This is a genomic window from Burkholderia sp. GW821-FHT14F03, assembly GCF_058803765.1.
This window is the reverse complement of the sequence record NZ_JBXAPG010000003.1, coordinates 12,769-34,693: the sequence shown is the minus strand read 5'-3', so window position 1 is coordinate 34,693 and position 21,925 is coordinate 12,769. Positions and strand designations below refer to the sequence as shown.

21 protein-coding genes, 2 tRNA genes and 1 riboswitch are annotated in these 21,925 nt (G+C 64.9%); of the genes, 15 read left to right on the top strand and 8 right to left on the bottom strand.

Annotation, left to right across the window (positions count from 1 at the left end; genetic code table 11):
• Positions 1–75: 75 nt before the first annotated feature.
• The 9 genes from AC1RQF_RS02850 to AC1RQF_RS02810 all read left to right on the top strand — a co-directional run bounded on the left by AC1RQF_RS02850 (position 76) and on the right by AC1RQF_RS02810 (position 8,306).
• Positions 76–152, top strand: a tRNA-Val gene (locus AC1RQF_RS02850).
• A gap of 255 nt (positions 153–407) precedes the next feature.
• Positions 408–2,315 (top strand): threonine--tRNA ligase, encoded by a 1,908-nt coding sequence (gene thrS, locus AC1RQF_RS02845; RefSeq protein WP_274003619.1) that lies wholly within the window; start codon positions 408–410, stop codon positions 2,313–2,315.
• Between the two features lie 49 nt (positions 2,316–2,364).
• Positions 2,365–2,889 carry a translation initiation factor IF-3 gene (gene infC, locus AC1RQF_RS02840; RefSeq protein ID WP_274004321.1) on the top strand — a complete coding sequence of 175 codons (525 nt, stop codon included), beginning with the start codon at positions 2,365–2,367 and terminating at the stop codon, positions 2,887–2,889.
• 192 nt (positions 2,890–3,081) lie between these two features.
• Positions 3,082–3,279: a 50S ribosomal protein L35 gene (rpmI, locus tag AC1RQF_RS02835; protein ID WP_004191477.1), complete on the top strand. Its 198-nt coding sequence runs from the start codon at positions 3,082–3,084 to the stop codon at positions 3,277–3,279.
• 29 nt (positions 3,280–3,308) lie between these two features.
• Positions 3,309–3,668 (top strand): 50S ribosomal protein L20, encoded by a 360-nt coding sequence (rplT, locus tag AC1RQF_RS02830; protein ID WP_004192938.1) that lies wholly within the window; start codon positions 3,309–3,311, stop codon positions 3,666–3,668.
• A 147-nt stretch (positions 3,669–3,815) separates the two neighbouring features.
• A complete protein-coding gene (pheS, locus tag AC1RQF_RS02825) occupies positions 3,816–4,829 on the top strand; it encodes a phenylalanine--tRNA ligase subunit alpha (protein WP_274003618.1) in 1,014 nt (337 codons plus the stop codon).
• A gap of 84 nt (positions 4,830–4,913) precedes the next feature.
• The gene (gene pheT / locus AC1RQF_RS02820) at positions 4,914–7,346 is read left to right on the top strand and encodes a phenylalanine--tRNA ligase subunit beta (protein ID WP_492871275.1); all 2,433 of its coding nucleotides are present in this window, start codon (positions 4,914–4,916) and stop codon (positions 7,344–7,346) included.
• 71 nt (positions 7,347–7,417) lie between these two features.
• Positions 7,418–7,819: an integration host factor subunit alpha gene (locus AC1RQF_RS02815; protein WP_274003615.1), complete on the top strand. Its 402-nt coding sequence runs from the start codon at positions 7,418–7,420 to the stop codon at positions 7,817–7,819.
• 58 nt (positions 7,820–7,877) lie between these two features.
• On the top strand, positions 7,878–8,306 hold the full coding sequence (locus AC1RQF_RS02810; protein WP_274003613.1) for a MerR family transcriptional regulator: 429 nt from the start codon (positions 7,878–7,880) through the stop codon (positions 8,304–8,306).
• Between the two features lie 81 nt (positions 8,307–8,387).
• Here AC1RQF_RS02810 and AC1RQF_RS02805 read toward each other — a convergent pair whose 3' ends face one another.
• Positions 8,388–10,601, bottom strand: a complete 2,214-nt coding sequence (locus AC1RQF_RS02805) for a hypothetical protein (protein ID WP_492871274.1) — start codon at positions 10,599–10,601, stop codon at positions 8,388–8,390.
• Positions 10,602–10,934: 333 nt separating this feature from the next.
• Between AC1RQF_RS02805 and AC1RQF_RS02800 the strand changes: the two genes are divergently transcribed.
• The gene (locus tag AC1RQF_RS02800; protein WP_492871273.1) at positions 10,935–11,264 is read left to right on the top strand and encodes a hypothetical protein; all 330 of its coding nucleotides are present in this window, start codon (positions 10,935–10,937) and stop codon (positions 11,262–11,264) included.
• A 106-nt stretch (positions 11,265–11,370) separates the two neighbouring features.
• On the opposite strand, the gene AC1RQF_RS02795 is transcribed toward AC1RQF_RS02800, so the two are convergent.
• Positions 11,371–12,384 (bottom strand): sodium:calcium antiporter, encoded by a 1,014-nt coding sequence (locus AC1RQF_RS02795; RefSeq protein WP_492871272.1) that lies wholly within the window; start codon positions 12,382–12,384, stop codon positions 11,371–11,373.
• A 122-nt stretch (positions 12,385–12,506) separates the two neighbouring features.
• Positions 12,507–12,638: riboswitch (yybP-ykoY riboswitch) on the bottom strand.
• Positions 12,639–12,862: 224 nt separating this feature from the next.
• On the opposite strand from AC1RQF_RS02795, the gene AC1RQF_RS02790 reads away from it, so the two are divergent.
• Positions 12,863–12,939: transfer RNA gene (locus AC1RQF_RS02790), tRNA-Pro, on the top strand.
• A gap of 248 nt (positions 12,940–13,187) precedes the next feature.
• Here AC1RQF_RS02790 and AC1RQF_RS02785 read toward each other — a convergent pair.
• Positions 13,188–14,408, bottom strand: coding sequence for a DUF3443 domain-containing protein (locus AC1RQF_RS02785; RefSeq protein WP_274003607.1), 1,221 nt, complete (start codon positions 14,406–14,408; stop codon positions 13,188–13,190).
• Positions 14,409–14,418: 10 nt separating this feature from the next.
• Positions 14,419–14,868, bottom strand: a complete 450-nt coding sequence (locus tag AC1RQF_RS02780; protein ID WP_274003606.1) for a DUF2844 domain-containing protein — start codon at positions 14,866–14,868, stop codon at positions 14,419–14,421.
• A 356-nt stretch (positions 14,869–15,224) separates the two neighbouring features.
• On the opposite strand from AC1RQF_RS02780, the gene bamC reads away from it, so the two are divergent.
• Both bamC and AC1RQF_RS02770 read left to right on the top strand, forming a co-directional pair.
• Entirely contained in the window at positions 15,225–16,451 is a 1,227-nt protein-coding gene (gene bamC / locus AC1RQF_RS02775; RefSeq protein WP_274003604.1) for an NlpB/DapX family lipoprotein, read from the top strand.
• Between the two features lie 580 nt (positions 16,452–17,031).
• Entirely contained in the window at positions 17,032–17,322 is a 291-nt protein-coding gene (locus AC1RQF_RS02770) for a putative quinol monooxygenase (protein ID WP_492871271.1), read from the top strand.
• A gap of 45 nt (positions 17,323–17,367) precedes the next feature.
• Here the strand turns inward: AC1RQF_RS02770 and AC1RQF_RS02765 are convergent, their stop codons facing one another.
• The 3 genes from AC1RQF_RS02765 to AC1RQF_RS02755 form a co-directional block, all read right to left on the bottom strand.
• Positions 17,368–17,625: a DNA-binding protein gene (locus tag AC1RQF_RS02765; RefSeq protein ID WP_274003601.1), complete on the bottom strand. Its 258-nt coding sequence runs from the start codon at positions 17,623–17,625 to the stop codon at positions 17,368–17,370.
• Between the two features lie 142 nt (positions 17,626–17,767).
• Entirely contained in the window at positions 17,768–18,028 is a 261-nt protein-coding gene (locus AC1RQF_RS02760) for a hypothetical protein (protein WP_274003598.1), read from the bottom strand.
• 236 nt (positions 18,029–18,264) lie between these two features.
• Positions 18,265–18,981 (bottom strand): YdcF family protein, encoded by a 717-nt coding sequence (locus tag AC1RQF_RS02755; RefSeq protein WP_274003596.1) that lies wholly within the window; start codon positions 18,979–18,981, stop codon positions 18,265–18,267.
• A gap of 205 nt (positions 18,982–19,186) precedes the next feature.
• Here AC1RQF_RS02755 and AC1RQF_RS02750 point away from each other — a divergent pair, with 205 nt between their 5' ends.
• A complete protein-coding gene (locus tag AC1RQF_RS02750; RefSeq protein ID WP_274003594.1) occupies positions 19,187–19,504 on the top strand; it encodes a hypothetical protein in 318 nt (105 codons plus the stop codon).
• Between the two features lie 587 nt (positions 19,505–20,091).
• Here AC1RQF_RS02750 and AC1RQF_RS02745 read toward each other — a convergent pair.
• Complete coding sequence (locus AC1RQF_RS02745) at positions 20,092–20,493, bottom strand: transposase (protein WP_274003592.1); 402 nt, start codon at positions 20,491–20,493, stop codon at positions 20,092–20,094.
• Between the two features lie 400 nt (positions 20,494–20,893).
• Between AC1RQF_RS02745 and AC1RQF_RS02740 the strand changes: the two genes are divergently transcribed.
• On the top strand, positions 20,894–21,796 hold the full coding sequence (locus AC1RQF_RS02740; protein ID WP_492871270.1) for a LysR family transcriptional regulator: 903 nt from the start codon (positions 20,894–20,896) through the stop codon (positions 21,794–21,796).
• Positions 21,797–21,925 lie beyond the last annotated feature (129 nt).

Sequence of the window (21,925 nt, the reverse complement as noted above, 5' to 3'; positions counted from 1 at the left end):
TGGCGGGTGTTTTGAGAATTTGCATCAAACCACTTGCCAGGAATGAAAGAGGTCCATATAATCTCGTTTCTCGACAGGCTCGTAGCTCAGTTGGTTAGAGCACCACCTTGACATGGTGGGGGTCGTTGGTTCGAATCCAATCGAGCCTACCAACGACATCGGTTCCAGGCCGGATTTCCGGGCTGGGGCGGCAGTAGAAAATTCTACGCAAAAGGCGAATACGGTTATGACACCGCGAACGTTGACCGAAACGATTTCGGAGCGACGCTAGTCGAGGAACCGTTTCGCCTTGCAGTAAGTGAAGTATCGAAATGCGGCCCCTCGAAAGCGGGGCCGCATTTTTTTTATCGCTATTTTCTTAATGTGTTGTTTGCCTGCCGCTCACTGTCGGCATCACGGAGATTGCTATGGTTTCGATACGCCTGCCTGACGGCTCAGTTCGACAATACGAGCATCCGGTGACCGTCGCCGAAGTGGCGGCCTCGATTGGTCCCGGTCTCGCGAAGGCCGCGCTCGGCGGCAAGCTGGACGGCGAGCTGGTCGATACGTCGGCCTTGATCGACCACGACGCATCGCTCGCGATCGTGACGGAGAAGGATGCGGACGGCCTCGACATCATTCGTCACTCGGCGGCGCATTTGCTCGCGTATGCGGTGAAGGAGCTGTATCCGGAGGCGCAGGTGACGATCGGGCCGGTGATCGACAACGGCTTCTACTACGACTTCGCCTATCACCGTCCGTTCACGCCGGAGGATCTCGAGAAGATCGAGAAGCGCATGCAGGAGCTGGCGAAGAAGGACGAGCCGGTCACGCGTCGCGTGGTGTCGCGCGACGAGGCGGCTGCGTACTTCCGCGACATCGGCGAGAAGTACAAGGCCGAGATCATCGAGTCGATCCCGTCGGCTGACGAGATCAAGCTGTATTCGCACGGCGGCTTCACCGATCTGTGCCGCGGCCCGCACGTGCCGTCGACGGGCAAGCTGAAGGTCTTCAAGCTGATGAAGGTGGCGGGCGCCTACTGGCGCGGCGACTCGAAGAACGAGCAGTTGCAGCGGATCTACGGCACGGCCTGGACCCGCAAGGAAGACCAGGACCAGTACCTGCACATGCTGGAAGAGGCGGAAAAGCGCGACCACCGCAAGCTCGGCAAGCAGCTCGACCTGTTCCACATGCAGGACGAATCGCCGGGCATGGTGTTCTGGCATCCGAAGGGCTGGGCGCTGTGGCAGCAGGTCGAGCAGTACATGCGCCGCCGCGTGAACGATGCCGGCTACCTCGAGATCAAGACGCCGATGATCATGGATCGCTCGCTGTGGGAGGCGTCCGGCCACTGGCAGAACTACCGCGAGAACATGTTCACGACGGAATCGGAAAAGCGCGACTACGCGATCAAGCCGATGAACTGTCCGGGGCACGTGCAGGTGTTCAACCACGGCCTGCGCTCGTACCGCGACCTGCCGCTGCGCTACGCGGAGTTCGGTTCGTGCCACCGCAACGAATCGTCGGGTGCGCTGCACGGCCTGATGCGCGTGCGCGGCTTCGTGCAGGACGACGCCCACATCTTCTGTACCGAAGATCAGTTCATCGCGGAATCGATCGCGTTCAACACGCTCGCGATGAGCGTCTACAAGGATTTCGGTTTCGAGCACATCGACATCAAGCTGTCGCTGCGCCCGGACCAGCGCGCCGGCACGGACGAGACCTGGGATCGCGCCGAGCAGGGCCTGCGCGACGCATTGACGGCATGCGGCCTCAGCTGGGAAGAGCTGCCGGGCGAGGGCGCGTTCTATGGTCCGAAGATTGAGTACCATATCAAGGATGCGCTCGGCCGTTCGTGGCAGTGCGGCACGCTGCAGCTCGACATGGTGCTGCCCGAGCGCCTCGGCGCCGAGTACGTGGCGGAGGACAACAGCCGCCGCCGGCCGGTCATGCTGCACCGGGCCATCGTCGGATCGATGGAGCGTTTCCTCGGCATTTTGATCGAGCACCATGCTGGTGCAATGCCGAGCTGGCTCGCGCCGATCCAGGCTGTCGTCCTCAATATCGCGGAGAGTCAGGTCGACTATGCGCAATCCCTTGCTCAATCGTTGCAAAAACAAGGGGTTAGAGTGACGGCGGATTTGCGTAACGAGAAGATTAGCTATAAAATACGCGAGCACACGCTTGAAAAAGTGCCGTATCTGCTCGTCGTGGGCGATAAGGAGCGTGATGCACAAACGGTAGCCGTGCGTGCCCGTGGCGGCGTCGACCTTGGTGTAATGCCCGTCGATGCCTTCGTTGAGCGCCTGCATGAGGATCTGCGGACGTTCAAGTAACCGCCCTGGCAGCGCGGCTCGTTTTTTTAATTTTTAGAGGAAACGTAACATCGCTACTGATAAGTCGTCGCATCGCATCAACGGTGAAATTTCTGCGCCTGAGGTGCGTCTGGTCGGGGTCGAGGGTGAGCCCATCGGGATCGTAAAACTCGCTGAGGCCTTCCGGAAATCGGAAGAGCTGGACGTTGACCTGGTGGAAATCGCGCCTCAGGCGGTTCCGCCGGTGTGCCGTTTGATGGACTACGGCAAGTTCAAGTACCAGGAAGCCAAGAAGCAGCACGAGGCGAAGCTGAAGCAGAAGGTCATCCAGGTGAAGGAAGTGAAATTCCGCCCGGGTACCGATGACGGCGATTACAACGTCAAGCTTCGCAATCTGGTGCGCTTCCTCGAAGAAGGCGACAAGACGAAGATCACGTTGCGTTTCCGCGGCCGCGAAATGGCTCACCAGGAAATCGGCATGCGGATGCTCGAGCGTCTGCGCTCGGATCTCGACGAAGTCGGCCAGGTCGAGCAGATGCCGAAGATGGAAGGGCGCCAGATGATCATGGTGCTGTCGCCGAAGAAGAAGAAGTAACGAACCGGCGCGCTGCGCGCGCCGGTTCGTCGAGTGGTTCGGCGCGTTGCCCGGTCAGGGCGGCGCGCCCGATACGACAGCGGCCGCGCAAGCGGTGCGCTGTACACAAGTGGGCCTGGGTTTCGAAGGGCGGGTCAAGGGCGCAAGCCAACCGCACACCCATGTCCATCTAATAAACTGGAGTTGTTCGTCATGCCTAAGATGAAGACCAAGAAGAGCGCTGCAAAGCGCTTCGTGGTGCGTCCGGGCGGTACCGTCAAGCGCGGTCAAGCCTTCAAGCGCCACATCCTGACCAAGAAAACCACGAAGAACAAGCGTCACCTGCGCGGCGCCACGGCAGTTCATGATTCCGATCTGAACTCCGTCCGCGCGATGCTCCCGTTCGCTTAACCCTCAACCGATACTCATAGGAGAGAAACATGCCTCGAGTCAAACGTGGGGTAACCGCACGGGCCCGCCACAAGAAGATCATCAACCTGGCCAAGGGTTATCGCGGCCGTCGCAACAACGTCTACCGCATCGCCAAGCAGGCGGTGATGCGCGCAGGCCAGTATGCGTACCGCGATCGCCGCAACAAGAAGCGTGTGTTCCGCGCACTGTGGATCACGCGTATCAATGCGGCCGTGCGTCAGCACGACATGACCTACAGCGTGTTCATCAACGGCCTGAAGAAGGCGTCGATCGAACTCGACCGCAAGGTGTTGGCTGATATGGCGGTGTTCGACAAGGCTGCTTTTGCTGCGATCGTGAAGCAGGTGAAAGCCGCCGTTGCAGCCTAATTGCGAAATTAGTACTGCGTGGTCAGTTGCAGCGATGATCCGGTAGTTACGGCCGCTGCAGCGAAAACGGGGCTCTTCCGAGCCCCTTTTTTGTTTGGTCGAGCCCGTCCGCTCGCCGTGAACACTTGACGTTGGAAAATGGGATCAATGGATCTGGACCAGATTGTCGCCGATGCGCAGCAGTCCTTTGAGCAGGCTGCCGATATCACCACGCTCGAAAACGAGAAAGCCCGCTTTCTCGGCAAGTCGGGTGCGCTGACCGAATTGCTCAAGGGCCTCGGCAAGCTCGATCCCGACACCCGCAAGACGGAAGGCGCGCGCATCAATGTCGTGAAGCAGCAGGTGGAAGCCGCGCTGACGGCGCGCCGCCAGGCGCTTGCCGATGCGCTGCTGAACCAGCGTCTCACCGCGGAGGCGATCGACGTCACGCTGCCCGGCCGCGGCGCGGGCGCGGGCAGCCTGCACCCCGTGATGCGCACCTGGGAACGCGTCGAACAGATTTTCCGCTCGATCGGCTTCGATGTCGCGGATGGCCCCGAGATCGAGACCGATTGGTACAACTTCACTGCATTGAACAGCCCGGAGAACCATCCGGCGCGCTCGATGCAGGACACCTTCTACGTCGACGGCCAGGACGCCGACGGCCGCCCGCTGCTGCTGCGGACCCACACGAGCCCGATGCAGGTGCGTTACGCGCGCATGAACCGGCCGCCGATCAAGGTGATCGCGCCGGGCCGCACATACCGCGTCGACAGCGACGCCACGCATTCGCCGATGTTCAACCAGGTCGAGGGCCTGTGGATCGAGGAGAACGTGAGCTTCGCGGACCTGAAGGGCGTCTATACCGATTTCCTGAAGAAATTCTTCGAACGCGACGACATTCTCGTGCGTTTCCGCCCGTCGTATTTCCCGTTCACGGAACCGTCGGCCGAGATCGACATGATGTTCGAGCACGGCAAGAACGCCGGCAAGTGGCTCGAGATCTCGGGCTCCGGGCAGGTGCACCCGACGGTGATCCGCAACATGGGCCTCGACCCGGAGCGTTATATCGGCTTCGCGTTCGGCAGCGGCCTCGAACGGCTCACGATGCTGCGTTACGGCGTGCAGGACCTGCGCCTGTTCTTCGAGAACGACCTGCGTTTCCTGCGCCAGTTCGCATAACGCCGCGCCCGTCCGCATGCTCCGGGCCCGCGTCGCGCCGTGCGCGCCGGGCATCGATCTAACCTGTTTCGAACGTAGACATCCATGCAATTCCCTGAATCCTGGTTGAGAACCTTTGTCGATCCTCAGCTGAGTACCGATCAGCTGTCGCACACGCTGACGATGGCAGGACTCGAAGTCGAATCGCTGCGGCCGGTCGCGCCGCCGACCACGAAGATCGTCGTCGGCCAGGTGCGCGAGGTCGTCAAGCATCCGGATGCCGACAAGCTCAACGTCTGCCAGGTCGACGCCGGCATGGGCGCGCTCCTGAACATCGTGTGCGGCGCGCCGAACGTCGCGCCCGGCATCAAGGTGCCGGTCGCGCTCGTCGGCGCGGAGCTGCCGCCCGCCGAGGAAGGCGGCAAGCCGTTCGCGATCAAGCTGTCCAAGCTGCGCGGCGTCGAGAGCCAGGGCATGCTGTGCTCGGCGCGCGAACTGAAGCTGTCCGAGGATCACAGCGGCCTCTTGATCCTGCCGGACGACACGCCGATCGGCCAGGACATCCGGGCGACGCTGAATCTCGACGACACGATCTTCGAAATCAAGCTCACGCCGAACAAGGCCGATTGCCTGTCGGTGTTCGGCATCGCGCGCGAAACCGCGGCGATCACGGGCGCGCCGCTCAAGCCGCTCGAGATCCATCCCGCGCCCGTCGCGCTGACCGAGACGCTGCCAGTGCGGATCGCCGCGCCGGACCTGTGCGGCCGGTTCTCCGGCCGGGTGATCCGCGGCGTGAACGCGCGCGCGCAGACGCCGCAATGGATGGTCGAACGTCTCGAACGCGCGGGGCAGCGCAGCGTGTCGGCGCTCGTCGACATCTCGAACTACGTGATGTTCGAGCTGGGCCGTCCGTCGCACGTGTTCGACCTCGACAAGATCCACGGCGGCATCGTCGTGCGCTGGGCCGAGCGCGGCGAATCGCTGAAGCTGTTGAACGGCAACACGGTTGAACTCGACGAGACGGTCGGCGTGATCGCCGACGATCATCAGGTCGAGAGCCTGGCCGGTATCATGGGCGGCGACAGCACGGCCGTGACGCTCGACACGACCAACATCTACCTCGAGGCGGCGTTCTGGTGGCCGGACAGCATCCGTGGCCGCGCGCGCCGCTACAATTTCTCGACCGATGCGGCGCACCGTTTCGAACGCGGCGTCGATTACGCCACCACGGTGGCGCACATCGAACGCATCACGCAGCTGATCCTCGAGATCTGCGGCGGCGAGGCGGGCCCGGTCGACGATCAGGCGGTCAACCTGCCGCAGCGTGCGCCGGTGGCGATGCGCGTGTCGCGCGCGAACCGCATCATCGGCGTGGCGATCTCGGCGGATGAGATCGCCGCCATCTTCACGCGACTCGGTCTGTCGTTCGAGCACACGGGCGACGTGTTCTCGGTCGCGCCGCCGCCGCACCGCTTCGACATCGAGATCGAGGAAGACCTGATCGAGGAAGTCGCGCGGATCTACGGTTTCGAGAAGATCCCGGCGCGCCCGCCCGTCGCGGCCAGCGAAATGCGCGGCACGGACGAGACCCGGCGCTCGATTCATGCGATCCGTCACGCGCTCGCCGCGCGCGACTACGCGGAAACGGTCAACTTCAGCTTCGTCGATGCGGAGTGGGAGCAGGACTTCGCCGGCAATGCCCGGCCGGTGCGCCTGCTGAATCCGATCGCGAGCCAGCTGTCGGTGATGCGCACGACGTTGTTCGGCAGCCTCGTCAACGTGTTGCGCCACAACCTGAACCGCCGCGCGGATCGCGTGCGCGTGTTCGAGACGGGCCGCGTGTTCCTGGCGGATGCGTCGATCGCGGCGGGCGAACTCGCGGTCGCGGGGTATGCGCAGCCGAAGCGGGTCGGCGCGCTCGCGTACGGCCCGGTGATCGACGAGCAGTGGGGCGCCGCGACGCGCGCGGTCGACTACTTCGACGTGAAGGGCGACCTCGAGGCGTTGTTCGCGCCCGCCGTCGCGCGTTTCGTGAAGGCGGAGCATCCGGCGCTGCACCCGGGCCGCAGCGCACGGATCGAGCTCGACGGCCGCGCGGTCGGCTGGATCGGCGAACTGCACCCGCGCCTGATGCAGAAGTACGAGCTGCCGCATGCGCCGGTGCTGTGCGAAGTCGACGCGGACGCGCTCGTCGCGCGCGCGCTGCCGGCGCCGACGGAGGTGTCGAAGTTCCCGCCGGTGCGGCGCGACATCGCCGTGGTGGTCGATCAGAAGGTGGAAGTCCAGGCGCTCTTCGACGAAATGAAGAAGGCGCTGGCCGAGGATGCCTGCAAGTTCGTTCAGAAGGTTGTACTCTTTGACGAATTTCGTGCAAAATCAAATACTTCCAGTAGGTTGTCCGCCCACGAGAAAAGCCTTGCGTTCCGGGTTACCCTGCAAGATACTGCCGGGACTCTGCAGGATGAGGTGGTCGATCAGGCCATTCATACCCTGGTGGATCGCATGGCTCGAGTCTATGGCGCGCGTTTGCGCGGATGACGCGCGAAAGCAACCGTTCCGGTTGCTTTCCGCATGTTTTTATTCCGGTTTTACGCGCTAGTTTTGCAGATATGAACGACATGAACTCGAGTGAATTCGAAGCCCTCCTGACCGCGCAACGCAGCGCCATGGCGCGCGACGTTCCTGCGGCCACGCCCTCCGAGGCGCCCACGCTGACCAAGGCCGAACTGGCCGAATTGCTGTTCGACAGCGTCGGGCTCAACAAGCGCGAAGCGAAGGACATGGTCGAGGCGTTCTTCGAGGTGATCCGCGACGCGCTCGAAAGCGGCGAAAGCGTGAAGCTGTCCGGCTTCGGCAACTTCCAGTTGCGCGACAAGCCGCAGCGGCCCGGTCGCAATCCGAAGACGGGCGAGGCGATTCCGATCGCCGCGCGCCGTGTCGTGACGTTCCACGCCAGCCAGAAGCTGAAGGCGCTGGTCGAGAGCGGCGCCGAGACCGATTTCGCGCGCTGATCCCCCGGGTTGACGCCCTTGCGCGGTTGCCGCGCGTGTTACCGACGGTTGACTGACGATGACATCGACGGTTGAGAAAGTCGTGTTGCCTCCGATCCCGGCGAAGCGCTACTTCACGATCGGTGAAGTCAGCGAGCTGTGCGGCGTGAAGCCGCATGTGCTGCGCTATTGGGAGCAGGAGTTTACGCAGTTGCGGCCGGTCAAGCGCCGCGGCAATCGCCGTTATTACCAGCACCACGAGGTGCTGTTGATCCGGCGCATCCGGGACCTGTTGTACGAACAGGGCTTCACGATCAACGGCGCGCGCAATCGCCTCGATTCGCATGGCAGCGGACGCATCGTCGGCGGCGATGAGCGGGAGCAGGAGCAGGCGCCGGAAGGCGCGGCCGTCTCGGCGACGGCCCAAGAAGATGCGGGCGGCGCGGTGGATGTCGCGCAACTGCGCCAGGCGTTGCAGGCCGTCATCGACGGATTGAAATCGCGCTAGGCGGGCGCGTCCGCGTTTCGGCCTGCTCCCACACGAAACCCGCCCGATCGCAGGATCGCGCGGGTTTTTGCATGTCTGGGCTCAGCGGCCGAGCGGATCCGGCTTGCCGAGATCGACCAGCAGCGCGCCGTCCGGCGCCATCCGCACCGAGCCCTTCGAAACCTGATCGCGGTAGCCGTACAGGTCGAAGCGCATCGGGCCGCGCTGCGACGAGTCGCGGATCAGTGCGCGCACGTTCAGTTCGAGCACGTTGAACATCTTCATGTCGCCACCTTCCATCCAGATGTAGCTGCGGGCATCGGTGTCGGGGCGCGTCGCGGGCGGCGCGGCCGGGGCGGGTGCGCGTTGGAACGACAGCCTCAGGCCGGCCGGCTCGATGCGCGCGTCGGCGAGATGGCCGGCGAGCGCCGGCGGCGGGAAGACCGTGTACTGGTCGAGCACCAGCGTGTCGCCGCGCAGTTCCGCGCCGCGCCGCCGGAGCGGCGTGAGCGTTGCAAGCTCGATGCCGAGCGCGCGCAGCAGCGCGGCTTGCGGCACGCCCAGCACCGAGACGCGGGACGGCGTGAAGGCAAGGTGGCGATCGTCGAGCACGCGCAGCGCGCCCTGCATGTCGGTCGGCAGCCAGACGCCGGGCACGTGGTTCCACAGCTTGATGCCGCCCTGCACGCGCAAGTCGGCGCCGTCCGCGCTCAGCTGCAGGTCGTTGAGCGAGCGGGGCGAGTAGTCGAGCAGGTATTGGTTGAAGAGCGCCGACATCGCGGCCCAGGGTGCGACGACCGAGCCGCCGAGAATCCGGATGTCGTACTGGTTGGGATCGTCGAGATCGACCGGCTCGCCGGCGCGCTTCGACACGAGTTGCGCATCGAGTTCGTCGACGTGGAAGCCGATCTCGCCGCTCAGGTAGAAATCGACGTTGCGCAGGTGGAGCGTCGGCATGCGATTCGAGACGTGACGCTCGTTGAAGGCCGCCCCGGCGTCCCGGCGCATCGCGATCTTGCGGAAACCGGGCTGCGACATGTCATCGGCGGGGACGACGCTCGCGGCTTCCCAGCGTGCGCGCGCCTCGCGCAAGTCGGCCTGCTGCGAGGCGAACCAGCGATCGTTGAGGCGCGCTGCGGGCGAGCCGAACGCCGTGGCGGCGGCGGGCGCGGCGTACGATGGCATCCGGATCGACATCGCGCCCGATGCGTTGAAGTTGAAGTAGCCGGCCGTGACCTGTTCGCGATAGTGGTACAGGTCGAACACGAAGCGCTCGCCGGCGCGCGGCGCGCGCGCCGGGCTGATCAGGATGTCTGCGTTCATCGGCATCGAGCGCATGAACTTCACGTCTCCGCCACGGATATACATTGCCTGATGCGGCGCGCCGTCCGGCATCGCGAAGCCGGCCTGCGTGCCGTCGTCGAGCGCGAGATCGAGGCCCGCTGGCGTGATGCGCAATGCGACGATCGTCAGCTTTTGGCGTGGCGGCGGCATCAGCCGGTCGACCGCCATCACGAGATCGTCGCCCGCGAGCCGTGCGACCGGCGTGTCGATCTTCAGCAGATCCGACATCCTGACGTTCGCCGCGCGCATGACCGGATTCGCGTCGATGCCCGAGACGTTGATCGCGGTCGGATGGAACACGAGTTGAGTGGCGTCGCGGATCGTCAGCTTGCCGGTCAGCGAGAACGGCACCCAACTGTCGCGTCGCATTTCGCCCTGCAGATGAATCACGCCGTCGCCGGCCGATACGCGCAGCTTGCGCAGCGGCGCGTCGCGATAGCCGAAGATGTAGGAGCCGAACAGGGCGGTCAGCTTGGCGTCGTCGAGCGTGACAATGCCGCGATGCACGTCGATCTCGAAACTGGACGGATCGTCGAACACGACCGGCGCGCCCGGGTGGGTCGGGGTCAGTGTCGCCGACAGTTCGTGCACGTAGAAGCCGAGGTCGCCGACGATCCGGAAATCGATGTCGCGCAGGAAGGTGAGCGCGCCGTTCTGTCCGGAGTCGCGCAGGGTCGTCGGGCGCGGTTGCGCGAGCTTGATCGAGGCGAGGGACGGCACCGTGCGCGCCAGTTGCTGTTCGTGTGCGAGGCGCTCGGCCTTCGCGCGTTCGAGCGCGGGCGGCGTGGGCGACGCGGCGGGGTTCGACGCCGACTCGGCGCAGCCCGCGGCGAGCATCGCGAGCGCGAGCGTCGTGGTCGCGAGCGCATGCAGCAGCCGGCCCGGAACTGAAGCGGCATCGCGCGCCGCGCGCCATGAACGCGCTGCGCGTGACGGGAGTGCGCGATCGGCGCGCGGGGCCGGTGTCCGCATCGTCTGTCTCCATGTGTTGGAATGCACGCCCGTCGGGGCGGCGCGCCGGTTGACGCCGGTTTCGCGCAGTGTCGCATGGCGTCGGTAGAGCGTCGGCACCAAACACCGGCGTGCGGTGGTGCAGGGCAGCAGGGTCCGACGGCGCGTGCGGTCCGCGCGGATCGGCATCTCGGATCAAACGGCACAGGTCGTCGGGGGCGAGTCTGCGTTGTCGGCGGGCCGCGATACAACTGGTTACGCAACTCACAAATGGCGGGTCGGCAGGGGCGTGGCCTATCGCGTTGAGATAGGCAGGCGGCATCGAGCCGCCGACTACCGTACCGGGAGACGATCATGCGCTTGTCCATCCATATGTTTGCCGCCGTGGCGGCCCTTTCCGCCGCCTCGATCGGGACGGCCTCCGCCGAGACCCAATGGGATGCGAATCATCCGCGTCGCGCGGAAGTCAATCACAGGCTGCAGAACCAGGACCGGCGGATCCATGCATCGGTGCGCGATGGCAAGATGTCGCCCGCGGAAGCGGCGAAGCTGCATCGCGACGACCACCAGGTCCGCCAGGAAGAGCGCGACATGGCGCATCAGGACAACGGGCACATCACGCGGCAGGAAGATCGCACGCTGAATCAGCAGGAGAATCAGGTCAGCAAGCAGATCGGGCAGTGACGGCGCTGCATTCGCCGGATCGCGGCGGCGCGCGTGTCATGCGCGCCGCCGCGACATCGCTTGCGAAATGCGGCGCAGGCTGATGAGCGACTTCGCGCATTCGCCGTTATCGATGGGTCGCCGTGATCAGGAGATACGCGAAGTAGGCGACGCCGTTGAAGAGCAGGGCCCAGAGCGCGAGGCCGCGGCGACGCGCATTGAGACGCAGCCATGCGGCCGCCAGCAAGGTGACGACAACGCCGGTGAGCACTTCGGGGCGCGGCTCCCAGGGGGTGAGCAGGATGCCGATCGCGGGCAGCAGGGTGCCCTGGAACACCATGGCGCCCGTGATGTTGCCGAAGGCGAGCGTGTCCTTGCCGCGCCGGATCCAAAGCACGCTGTTCACCTTCTCGGGCAATTCCGTGGCGATGGGAATGATGATGAGCGACAGCAGCAGCGGGGAGACCCCAAGCAGATGCGAGACGCCCTCGACGCCGTGGATGAATCCCTTTGCGCCCGCCACGAGCAGCGCCACGCCGATGGCCAACTGGGCGGCGATAGTGCCGAGATGGATCGGCAGGCCGAGGCGCGAGAGCAGCATGGTCGCGGGCGCCTCCGTTCCGTGGCCGCCCGCGACGAGCTTGTCCGAGGCGCGGAATGTCGTGACGACATAGGCGATGTAGAGCCCGACGAGCGTGAGGCTCAGCAGGCCGCGTGCGTACCATTCGCGATGCGGGACGAACATGGCGATCGTGGCCAGCGTGAATGCGGCGAGGAAGTAGTTCAGGTCGCGCGTGAACCCGGTGCGCTCGGGCGTGAGGAAGCCGCCGAGGCCGCGCGAGCGGACCACGGCCAAGGTCATCAGGAAGGTTGTCAGGGTGGCCAGCATCAGCGGTGCGCCGAGAATCGCGCCTACGCCGATTTCCTGGTTCAGCGTCGGGTTGGCGGTTCCGCCTGCCAGGGCCAGCAGCGGGACCATGGTTTCCGGCAGGGCCGTGCCGACTGCCGCGAACAGCGACCCCGTGACGCCTTCCGAAATCTTGAGGCGCTCGCCGAGATGTTCGAGTGCATTGGTAAAGATCTCCGCGGCCACCAGGATGATCGCGAGCATGAGCAGCAGTTCGAGAAACATGGCGATCATGCGGCACCTCGACGCGAGGCGGGGCGGATGTGGCGCGGGGGCGTGACGTGGGGCGAAGGACTGAGCAGACGCATCAGGGGACTCCAAGGTCGGACGTGGATGGACCATGGCGCAGGCTTCCCGTCCGACCCAAGACGAAGCGATGCGCCAATGGTCTCGCCAAACCTTGTCGGTCGAACGCGCCACGGCCGAGGCCAAGTATGTTGACGCGTTCTCCTCCGGGCGGAGGAAGGCTACTCCCCAATGATGGGGCGATTGTAGGGGCGACGGGCTCGCAGGTAAAGTGTTTGGAAGACGATGCGCCTCGTGCGCTGTCGGGCGGCGGTTGAATGTTGGGGTATGCCGCGTCGTTCGCGCGAGGCCGTGTTGCTGCGGCGAGCGAGCGGGCGGCCTGTGTCGCGCGCGCTTTCGGTCTCGTGGAGAAATTGCGATCGGATGGTTTTATTCGCTCAAACTGTCTGATATACTTTCCCTCTTTCGGGGCGTAGCGCAGCCTGGTAGCGTACCTGCATGGGGTGCAGGTGGTCGGAGGTTCAAATCCTCTCGCCCCGACCAGGAATCAAGGCCTGGAAGGCTGGCCAGTCAAGGTTCTCCTTGACTGGTTCGGTCTTCCAGGCCTTTCCGTTTATGGGGTGTCGGTCGCGTGCCTCAATGCCGCACGCGAACACGCATAGCGATAACGGCAGCGGCAACGCTTTCGCTGTCGACGCCCGTCCACAGCCACTCATCGCTGTTTCCCCACCGCATCCGCGCACGGGATCGGCCCGCCCGATCCGTCCATCCTCAGCGTATTTCAACAGCAGCTAGAACGCGTAATACGGTCCCGCGCCCGCGGGCGTCTGCATGCCTTCGATCGCCGTGTAGACGGTCCGTCCGAAGAAGAACGGCAAGCCCAGGTCGACCACGTTGCCGAGCGGTCCCGCGAGATCGTTGAATGCATTGTTGCCGGTCGCGAACAGCGATTGCGCATTGGCTACCGAGAACGAGGTCGTCGCCGTCGCCGAGCCGCCCGCACTGGTCAGGTTGATCCCGAAGGTCTGTGTCGTGGGCGGACAGAACCAGCCGCTGCACTGGGACAGGGACGTGTCCTGGAAGAACAGCCCGTTCGAACCGCTGTCGATGAAGGTGCTGTTGTTGGTCTTGCCGTTGAGCGTACTCGTCACATAGCCCGCCGAAGCCGTCGCGGCGAGCACGGTCGCGGCGCCCAGTGCGTTGTTCGACTGCGTGCCGATGCCGAAGATCAGCGAGCCGGTGACGCTTGGCGACCCCGTGGGGGGGATCGCCGGCAGCGTGATGACCACGCCGTTGTTGTCGGTCGCGAACGCGCTGACGGGATTGGCGATCTGCTGTGCGATCGGCTGCGCGCTGTTCGTGCAACTGCCGCTCGACGTGCAGGTGTAGTACCAGCTCGGCAGCGCGCTGGTCGCGCAAGCACTGCCGCAGTCGGTCTGGAACAGGCCGATGCCGAGGATGCCGTTGGCGCGCAGCGTGCTCTGCGTTTGCATCGACGAGCCGGCTTGCGAGCAGTCGGACGGCGTGTTCGGCGTGCTGGCGTCGGCGATGACCTGGATCGGCTGGTTCGACGCGAGTTCGCCCGCGAGCTTGATGTCGGCGCTGCGCACCGCGCCCCAGGTATAGCCGGTGCCGAATACGCCGCACGCGGCGGTGATCGCGCCGCTCGCCGAGGTGACGGCGGGCAGCGACAGCCCCTGGATGGTCGATGCGAGCAATCGCAAGCCTTGCGAGCCGGTGTCGACCTGCACGTTGTCGATGGTCGTGCATTGACTGGTGCCGGGCGTGCAGATCGTCACGCTGGTGAGCAGGATGTTGTTGACATTGGCGACGCCGGCCGTGACCGACACGGCCTGCGAATTCTGCGTGTTCGACGAGGGCGGGTTCGAATTGCCGGAACCGCCGCCGCCGCCGCCGCTGCTGCCGCTGCCGCCACCACCACCGCCGCCGCCGCCGCCGCATGCGCCCAGCACGACGGCGAAGAGGGCGGCGAGTGCGCGTTTCGCGATCATGTCAGTCTCCTCAGTGCAGATCGTCGATCGACACGCCGGCGGGCAGCGCGTCCGGCAGCCACGCGCGTCCCGTGTAACCGCGCATCCTGCCGCCCGCTTCGACGACGAAACCCGATTGCGCGACCCGTCCCGCATGCAGTCCGGCTTGCCCGCGCGCGAGCGCCGCGCCGTTCTGGTAGTCGGAGAAATGCGCGCCGAGCAATTGGCGCAGATCGGGCGAGGTCGGCCCGCTCCACGTGTAGGCGAAGATCTGGCCGGCGCTCGTCGCGTATTCGTTGATGGTCGTGCCGCCCGCATCAACCCAACTGCGCGTGACGACGGCGCCGTTCGGCATGACGCCCGGCGCGGAGGCGGCGAAGGCGCGCGCCGCGGCGGCCGGCATCGTGCCGCCGAGTTGCGCGCCGGCCGGCGACGCGAGGAAGGCGAGCGCTGCGACGGACAGCGCGGCGGCGTATCTCATGATCCGATTCTCCTGCTGGCCGATGCTATTTAAAGATAGCGGGCCGATCGGGAAACGGGGCCCGGAATCGGCGCGAACCCCACTGATCGTTATCCCTGACCCGGCGCGCAGGCTGGCGGAGCTTGCCCCGCGCGGATCGTAAAGTTTTGTGAACGGAGGGCGGGCATACTCGCGGAGCCGCGTCCGTGGAGCGTTCGGTGCGAATTCATCAGCTTATTGGACGGCTTTTTTTGCCGCGTCGACGCGATATGCGAATCTCGACGGCGCGCTTTTTGCACAGGCCGTCGCCGGGCCGGTAAAATGCAAGGTTGATCCACGGAAAAGTCGCCGTGCCTAAGTGGAAGGATTCCCAGAACATGACTGATCTTCGTCTTACCCAGCGGTTCGCAGCACTGCTCGCAACCGGCGCGTTCCTGGCCGGGTGCAGTTCGCCGTCGCCTACGAAAGTCGACTACAAGAGCGATTCCCGTTCGAAGGAGGTGTCGCTTGCGGTTCCGCCCAACATGCTCGACGAGACGGCCGATCAGCGTTCGCTGCCGCCGCTGGGCGGCGCGACATCCCTCTCCACGCTGCAGCAGGTGCGCCAGGAGGCGCCGCCGAGCGATACCGTGGCGCCCGCCGTTACGGGCATGCACATCCAGCGCGAGGGCACCGAGAGCTGGCTCGTGATCGACAACAAGACCCCCGCGCAGATCTGGCCGCAGGTGCGCCGTTTCTGGCAGGAGCAGGGTTTTCTGCTGGTGGTCGACCAGCGTGATCGCGGCGTGATGGAGACCGACTGGAACGAAACCCATCCGCAGGTCAACGACGGCCTGATCCGCGGCGTGATTTCGAAGGCGATGGGCAATTCCTACGTCACCGCCGAGCGCAACAAGTACCGGACGCGCCTCGATACCGCGCCGAACGGCGGCACCTACGTGTTCGTGAGTCAGAAGGGGATGCGCGAGGCGCTGGTCGGTCCGAACAACGATTCGAGCAAGTGGGAGCCGAAGCCGAACGATCCGGGCCTCGAGACCGAGTACCTGAAGCGCCTGATGGCAGTGCTTGCGCAGAACGACGCGCGCGTGCAGGCGGGCGGTACGCCGATCGCGGGCGATGACCAGCTGCCGGCCAGCGGTGCGAAGGCGGCGTCGGGCGGGAAGGGCAAGGATGCGGCGGCGGCGATTGCTGCGCAGAATGTCGCGCGTTCGTCGGCGTCGTCGGCGCAGGGGCCGAACGATTCGGCGGGCGTGGTGCCGGATGCGCCGCCCGAGCTCACGCTCAGCGAGCCGTATGATCGTTCGTGGCTGCGCGTGGGCCTCGCGCTCGATCGCGCCAACTTCACGGTCGATGACCGCGATCGCACCAAGGGGCTGTACTACGTTCGCTACGTTGATCCCAAGGATCTGAGCGCGGAGGAGCAGGGCTTCTGGAGCCAGCTGTTCCACGGCAAGAAGGAAAAGAAGGCGCAGCAATACCAGATCAACGTGAAGGCGCTGACCCAGGACCAGACCCGGATTGCGATCGTCGACGACAAGGGCGCGGTCGATACCTCGCCGCCTGCTCGCCAGATCATGTCGCTGCTCGTGAATCAGATGCGTTGAACATCGCACGACGCGTCGAGCCGCGAACATCGCGGCCGGACTGCGCCAAGCCCGCCATCCGGCGGGCTTTTTTATTGCCTGTCGTGTGGCGCGCGCCCAGTCGAATATGGGCGCAGGTCGTACGTACCCTGTCCGGCGGTGTTACGTAACGTCTGCGCGTTACGGATCGGCCGGGGGCATGGGGCAGTGTTTTTGAAAGAAGAATAATCTATAAAAATCAAATGCTTATGATTGATTTTTGATTGGCATGGAAACTGCTAATACTTCATGTCAAGAGTTATCAGGGAGGAGCCGGACGATACCTCGGGGCCGTGTCCCGGGGGCGTATCGAGACCGGTATCCAGATTCGGGCGCCGCCGTGTGCCGGCTGCCCACACCGATGATGGTCCGCGCCTTGGCGGACCTTGGTGGCCCCGTCGCCTATCCTCGTAGGGCGACGGTTTCGCCCGCGCTTCCCGTGAAGCGCGGGCTATTTTTTTGTCGGTTGCTTTACGTCGGTTGTCCGAGGCGGCGTGGCTCAATACCGGTGCCGGCGGATTCGCGTATGCTGGGGGCTCCATTCTTGAGGCAGGAGTCAGATATGGCCGAGGTTGTCGTGGTGGCGTTGATTGTCGCGAAGTCGGGCGCGGAAGCGCGGCTGCAGGCGCAGCTGGAAGGCATCGTCGAGCCGACCCGGCAGGAGCCGGGTGCGCTGCAGTACGACCTGCACCGCGACCTCGGCGATCCGCGTCGTTTCGTGTTTATCGAACGATGGGAAAGCGAGTCCGCGCTGACTGCCCATCGGACGTCGGCGCATATCCAGGCCTACAAGCAGGCCGCCGAGGACTGGATCGAGCAGGCGGATATTCATGTGACCACGAAGCTCGCCTGATGCGGGTGGGTGCCGCGGAGGCGCAAGCGTCCGCGGCGCGCGAGGTCAGTGCGAGGTGTCGGGGACGTCGAGGATCAGGATGATGGTCCAGTCGGCGTCGCCGTCGTGGTGATACTGCCGTTCCGCGACGATGAACGGTTGCTGCTTGCCCTGCGGGCCGAGGAACAGGACGTCGCCCTCCATCGGCAGGCATTCGATCGGCGGCAGCGCGAGGAATGCGTCTTCGGAGGCGCGCGGCATCACTTGCTTGATCTTGCGCGTTGCGGCCTCGGTCCATTCGATATCGAGTTGGATGTTGCTCATTCTGTCCTCCGCACCGGGGTGCGCACGGGTTGGAAAAGTTGGGTGCGCGACTTTAGCACACTGCGCGGCGAAGCCGCCCCATCAACGAAAAAGCCGAACCCGGCGACCCGGATTCGGCTTTTTCGCCGGTGAGCGAAGCGGCTTACTGGCTGGCTGCGTCGGCCTTCGCCTTGGTCTTCTTGGCGGGCTTGTGCCCCTTCTTCATGTGATGCTCGTGCATCGGCTTGGCTTCGGCAGCAGCGCGCTCGGCTTCCTGCTGCTGTTGGATGGCCTGTGCGCGTTGCTCGATTTCGGCGATCTTGGCGGGATCGGTGATCGTCGTGATCGTCGTGCTTTCTTGAGCATAGGCCGCGCCAGCCAGAGCCGACATCGAAACCAGGATAGCCAGGGACATTTTCTTCATTGCTCTACCTCCGCTAAGTGGTGATGGACCCGAGTGTTGCCGATTTGTCTGGCGACTGCAATCGAGTGAGCCGAGTTTAGCAAAAGTGACGGATCAATGCATTCGATTGGCGGTGCCCGGGCGTCTGCGTTGAACGGGCGCAACAGTGCGCGAGCATTCATTGCGGCGCCATGTGCGCGGTTGGTTGCGCGTCGTCAAAGCTTGGGAGTGCGGACGATGGGCAAGGGGGGATGCATTCAGAACCAGCCGAGCGTGCGGTAGAGATGAAATTGCGCGATGCCGAGCAGTTCGTGCAGCGCGAGTTCGGCATCGACCAAGTTGCCCGGGCGCGGCAGCCAGCCTGTCCGCGCGACGCGGCGGTTGGCGTAGACCGGTTGGGGCGTGATGCCGAAATGCGCGAAGTCGAGCAGCGCGCGACGCATCTGATAGGCCGATGTGACGAGAACCACGGCATCGTCATGCCGGGAGCGTAGTATAGAAGTCGTGAACTTGGCGTTTTCGTAGGTGGTGCGGCTTTGGTCCTCGAGCAGTACGTCGGCCGGATCGACACCGCGCGCGAGCAGATCGCGCGCATAGGTGGCGGCTTCGGTGGCACCATGATGCTGTGGATCGCCGCCGGACAGAATCACCGTGCAGCGATTCGCGCGCTTTTTGCAGGACGCGTACAGCTCGGCGATCCTGACGATGCGGGCGAGCCCGTCCGGTGGCGTCGTGGCGATGCCGTGATGCCGCCGGGTGCCGCCGCCGATTAGGATCAGGGCGGTATCGCCTGTCATGATGGGCTGCTCGACCGGGCGTACGCCGGCTTCCGTCCATTCGAGCAGGGGCGTGGTGAGCCATCCCGACGCGAGCAGCCAGAGCAGCATGAGGCTTGCGGCGGCGATTGCCGTGCGATGTTTGCGCCACAGCACGCATGCAACGAAGAGAAGCGTAAATGAATTGAACAGAATCAATTTGATTGGGGTAAGGTATCTTTTTAGAGACAATCCGTGATCTGTCCCTTGTTGTGCAAGGCGCGGCCTGGGCTGAGAGACGGATGAAGGGTGAGCAGAGGGGATTATAAGGACCCCTTTTTAGCTGCGGTGCGGCGTCGGCGGGCGGAAATCCTGGCTGGCGAGGCTGCGCCGCTAGGTCGCTGCACTTTAAGAAAGAATCGAGATGGCCACGTATTCCAACGAAGCGGTGCTCGACGCGCTCCGGCGAGTGCAGTACCGTCAGGTGCCATGGGCACGGCGCCCGGGTGTGTTTGAATATCTGCGCACGCTGGGACTGATGGATACGGTCCGGCAGAAAACCGTCGCGCCTGCGCCTGGTTTTCACGCGCCGGTCGATATCGCGGTACTCACGGATAACGGCCGTGCGGAGTTCGCCCGCTTGGAGCGGGATGAGAAAGGATCGGATTGGGTGGATCGCCGGATGAACGACTATGTACTGAGCGACGCAAGCGCGGTCTCGATTCTCGAGAGCCGCCTCTAGGTTCAGGCGCGTATCACGCGCGCGCAAAAAAAGCCCGTATCGCAAGGATACGGGCGGTACCGGGTACATTGCTGCTGCCACGCTGTGCTCATGGCAAGGATGTGACCTGGCACGCGCCTGGCAGTTCCCGGGCGCGCTCCGATTTTCAGCAAATCTCAGGGCTTGGGTGGGCGATTCCCGCTGGGTGCGCGGGGCGGGTCGCCGTGCGTGCGTGCGTTGCTGGCGATGTCGCCGCGCAAGTCGCCGCGCGGTACGCCGGTCTTGCCCGGAGCCGATTGGGCGCCAGGCGCCTGGGCGGAGGCTTCGTGCGCGGGGTGGGTCGGCTTCGAGCGATGCGGTTCGCCCTGGACGGATGACGCAAGCGCAGCGAACACGACAATGCCGCATAGCACGCGCCATGACATGGATTTCATCGCCGGGCTCCCTTCAGACCATCGACGCAGCCTGTCTGCATATACCGGTTAAGGTAGATGCGCGCACGGTCCGGCGCTGTAAGCAATGGTAAAGAGATGTATCGCCCGGCGACGGGCGAGGCGTGTACGGCCCGGAAATGAAACTGGGCGGCTGTGATGCCGCCCAGTCGGGAGTCAGGCCATCTTGACGGGGGCGCGCCAGGATTCCGGATTGGTCCAGAACGCGCCGCGCAGCCGGTCGCGGCTCGGCGGCGCGGGTGGCTTGACCGCGCTTGCGCCGATGCGCCCGCGCAGCGAGATCTGTCGCCCGCCCGTTCCGAGGCGCTTGACGACCTCGGCGAGCGTGCCGTCGGCCTGCCATTCGTCGAAGCGTCGACGGCAGGTCGGCGGCGACGGATAGCGGCCGGGCAGCTTCGACCAGCCTTCGCCCGTCGACAGCACCCACAGAACGGCGTTCACCACCGAGCGTGCTTCCACGCGCGGACGGCCACGACGCTCATTGCGTGCAGGCTCCGAGCAGAACAGTCCCTCGACCAGCGCCCATTCGTTATCTCTCAAATCGTCGAACAGCATCATGTCCTCACCTCAGCGAAGCTAACTCCGGTGCGCTGCCCTGCGCCGCGCACTCTTCAAGCACCCGGGATGGCGGGTGCCGGGTGGGGGTGCCGAGCGCGTCGCGCAGCGATTGCCGCACGATGCCCGCGACCCTGTACGCCAGCTAATGCACGAAGCGTGCCACGTCTGTGACCACTACCTCAAAAGCCGCTTGGCAGCGGGCCGACTGCTATGTCAGCTAGGGGCGTATAAGACGCCAAAATGACCATCGCGCAAATAAGGAGAATCACCAATCTTGTGCAATAGGGCCCGAGCTGCGTGCGTGGCGGGACCTGCTGCACCGCAGCGAGACATGCGTGCAGGATGGCGGCGGGACGCAATAGAATTGCGCATGGATGAATCGGATTGATGAGGTTAGCCAATGAATATCACCCTTCGGCAGTTGCGGGTGTTCATCGCCGTGGCGCGGCTCAGGAGCTTCAGCCGGGCGGGGGACGAGATCGGTCTGACCCAGTCCGCGGTCAGCCGCTGCGTGCGCGAACTCGAGGGAGAGATCGGGCTCAAGCTGATCGACCGGACGACGCGCGACGTGCAGTTGACCGACGTCGGCTCGAATCTGATCGCGAGCGTGTCGCGCCTGCTCGTGGATCTCGACGACGCGCTGCGGGAGATCCGGGAGATCGGCGAGCAGCGTCGTGGCCGGGTGATCGTCGCCGCGAGCCCGACGATCGCGTGCCGCCTGATGCCGCGGGTCGTGGCCGCATGCGAGCGGCAGTTTCCGTTCGTCACGCTCGGGTTGCGTGATGATGTGCAGAGCGACGTGCTCCGCAAAGTGAAGTCGGGGGAGGTGGATTTCGGCGTGGTGATCGGGCCGCTCGCCGTCGGCGAGGTGGTGTGCGAGCCGTTGATGACCGATTCGTTTTGCCTGGTCGCGCGCGCCGACCATCCGCTCGCGGCCCGCGACAGCGTGCCCTGGACCGCGCTCGACGGAGAGCGGCTGGTGCTGCTCGATTACGCATCCGGAAGCCGGCCGCTGATCGACGCGGCGCTCGCGGCCCACCGGGTGGCCGCGCCGGTGGTACAGGAATTGGGGCATTCCGCGACGGTGTTCGGACTGGTCGAGGCGGGGGTCGGCGTCAGCGTGCTGCCGTGGCTTTCGCTGCCGCTGCCGGCCGGTTCGTCGCTCGTCGCGCGGCCGCTCACGCCGCGCGCGGAGCGCACGGTCGAGCTGGTGCGGCGGCGCGACCGCTCGTTGTCGCCCGCGGCCGAGGCGATCTGGGGGCTGGTGAAGGACATGCCGCCGCGTTCGGAGGAGCTCGACTGATGCGGCATCGCGCGGGGCGCGGGCGGCGGCCGGGCGCGGCCCGCCCGCCGCGCCGACGTTCCGGCCTGTCTTTTGACCTATGCACATGATCTTTACGCACTGCGCGATTTTGCGTAAGATGGCGTTCAG

Bases quoted from the DNA above. Each gene is read 5' to 3' on its own strand.
- AC1RQF_RS02780 (WP_274003606.1), bottom strand. From the start codon at position 14,868: ATGAGATACGCCGCCGCGCTGTCCGTCGCAGCGCTCGCCTTCCTCGCG.
- AC1RQF_RS02810 (WP_274003613.1), top strand. From the start codon at position 7,878: ATGACATCGACGGTTGAGAAAGTCGTGTTGCCTCCGATCCCGGCGAAG.
- AC1RQF_RS02805 (WP_492871274.1), bottom strand. From the start codon at position 10,601: ATGCGGACACCGGCCCCGCGCGCCGATCGCGCACTCCCGTCACGCGCA.
- rplT (WP_004192938.1), top strand. From the start codon at position 3,309: ATGCCTCGAGTCAAACGTGGGGTAACCGCACGGGCCCGCCACAAGAAG.
- thrS (WP_274003619.1), top strand. From the start codon at position 408: ATGGTTTCGATACGCCTGCCTGACGGCTCAGTTCGACAATACGAGCAT.
- AC1RQF_RS02765 (WP_274003601.1), bottom strand. From the start codon at position 17,625: ATGAGCAACATCCAACTCGATATCGAATGGACCGAGGCCGCAACGCGC.
- AC1RQF_RS02770 (WP_492871271.1), top strand. From the start codon at position 17,032: ATGGCCGAGGTTGTCGTGGTGGCGTTGATTGTCGCGAAGTCGGGCGCG.
- AC1RQF_RS02795 (WP_492871272.1), bottom strand. From the start codon at position 12,384: ATGATCGCCATGTTTCTCGAACTGCTGCTCATGCTCGCGATCATCCTG.
- AC1RQF_RS02785 (WP_274003607.1), bottom strand. From the start codon at position 14,408: ATGATCGCGAAACGCGCACTCGCCGCCCTCTTCGCCGTCGTGCTGGGC.
- AC1RQF_RS02815 (WP_274003615.1), top strand. From the start codon at position 7,418: ATGAACGACATGAACTCGAGTGAATTCGAAGCCCTCCTGACCGCGCAA.
- bamC (WP_274003604.1), top strand. From the start codon at position 15,225: ATGACTGATCTTCGTCTTACCCAGCGGTTCGCAGCACTGCTCGCAACC.
- AC1RQF_RS02760 (WP_274003598.1), bottom strand. From the start codon at position 18,028: ATGAAGAAAATGTCCCTGGCTATCCTGGTTTCGATGTCGGCTCTGGCT.
- AC1RQF_RS02800 (WP_492871273.1), top strand. From the start codon at position 10,935: ATGCGCTTGTCCATCCATATGTTTGCCGCCGTGGCGGCCCTTTCCGCC.
- pheS (WP_274003618.1), top strand. From the start codon at position 3,816: ATGGATCTGGACCAGATTGTCGCCGATGCGCAGCAGTCCTTTGAGCAG.
- pheT (WP_492871275.1), top strand. From the start codon at position 4,914: ATGCAATTCCCTGAATCCTGGTTGAGAACCTTTGTCGATCCTCAGCTG.
- rpmI (WP_004191477.1), top strand. From the start codon at position 3,082: ATGCCTAAGATGAAGACCAAGAAGAGCGCTGCAAAGCGCTTCGTGGTG.
- AC1RQF_RS02750 (WP_274003594.1), top strand. From the start codon at position 19,187: ATGGCCACGTATTCCAACGAAGCGGTGCTCGACGCGCTCCGGCGAGTG.
- AC1RQF_RS02745 (WP_274003592.1), bottom strand. From the start codon at position 20,493: ATGATGCTGTTCGACGATTTGAGAGATAACGAATGGGCGCTGGTCGAG.
- AC1RQF_RS02740 (WP_492871270.1), top strand. From the start codon at position 20,894: ATGAATATCACCCTTCGGCAGTTGCGGGTGTTCATCGCCGTGGCGCGG.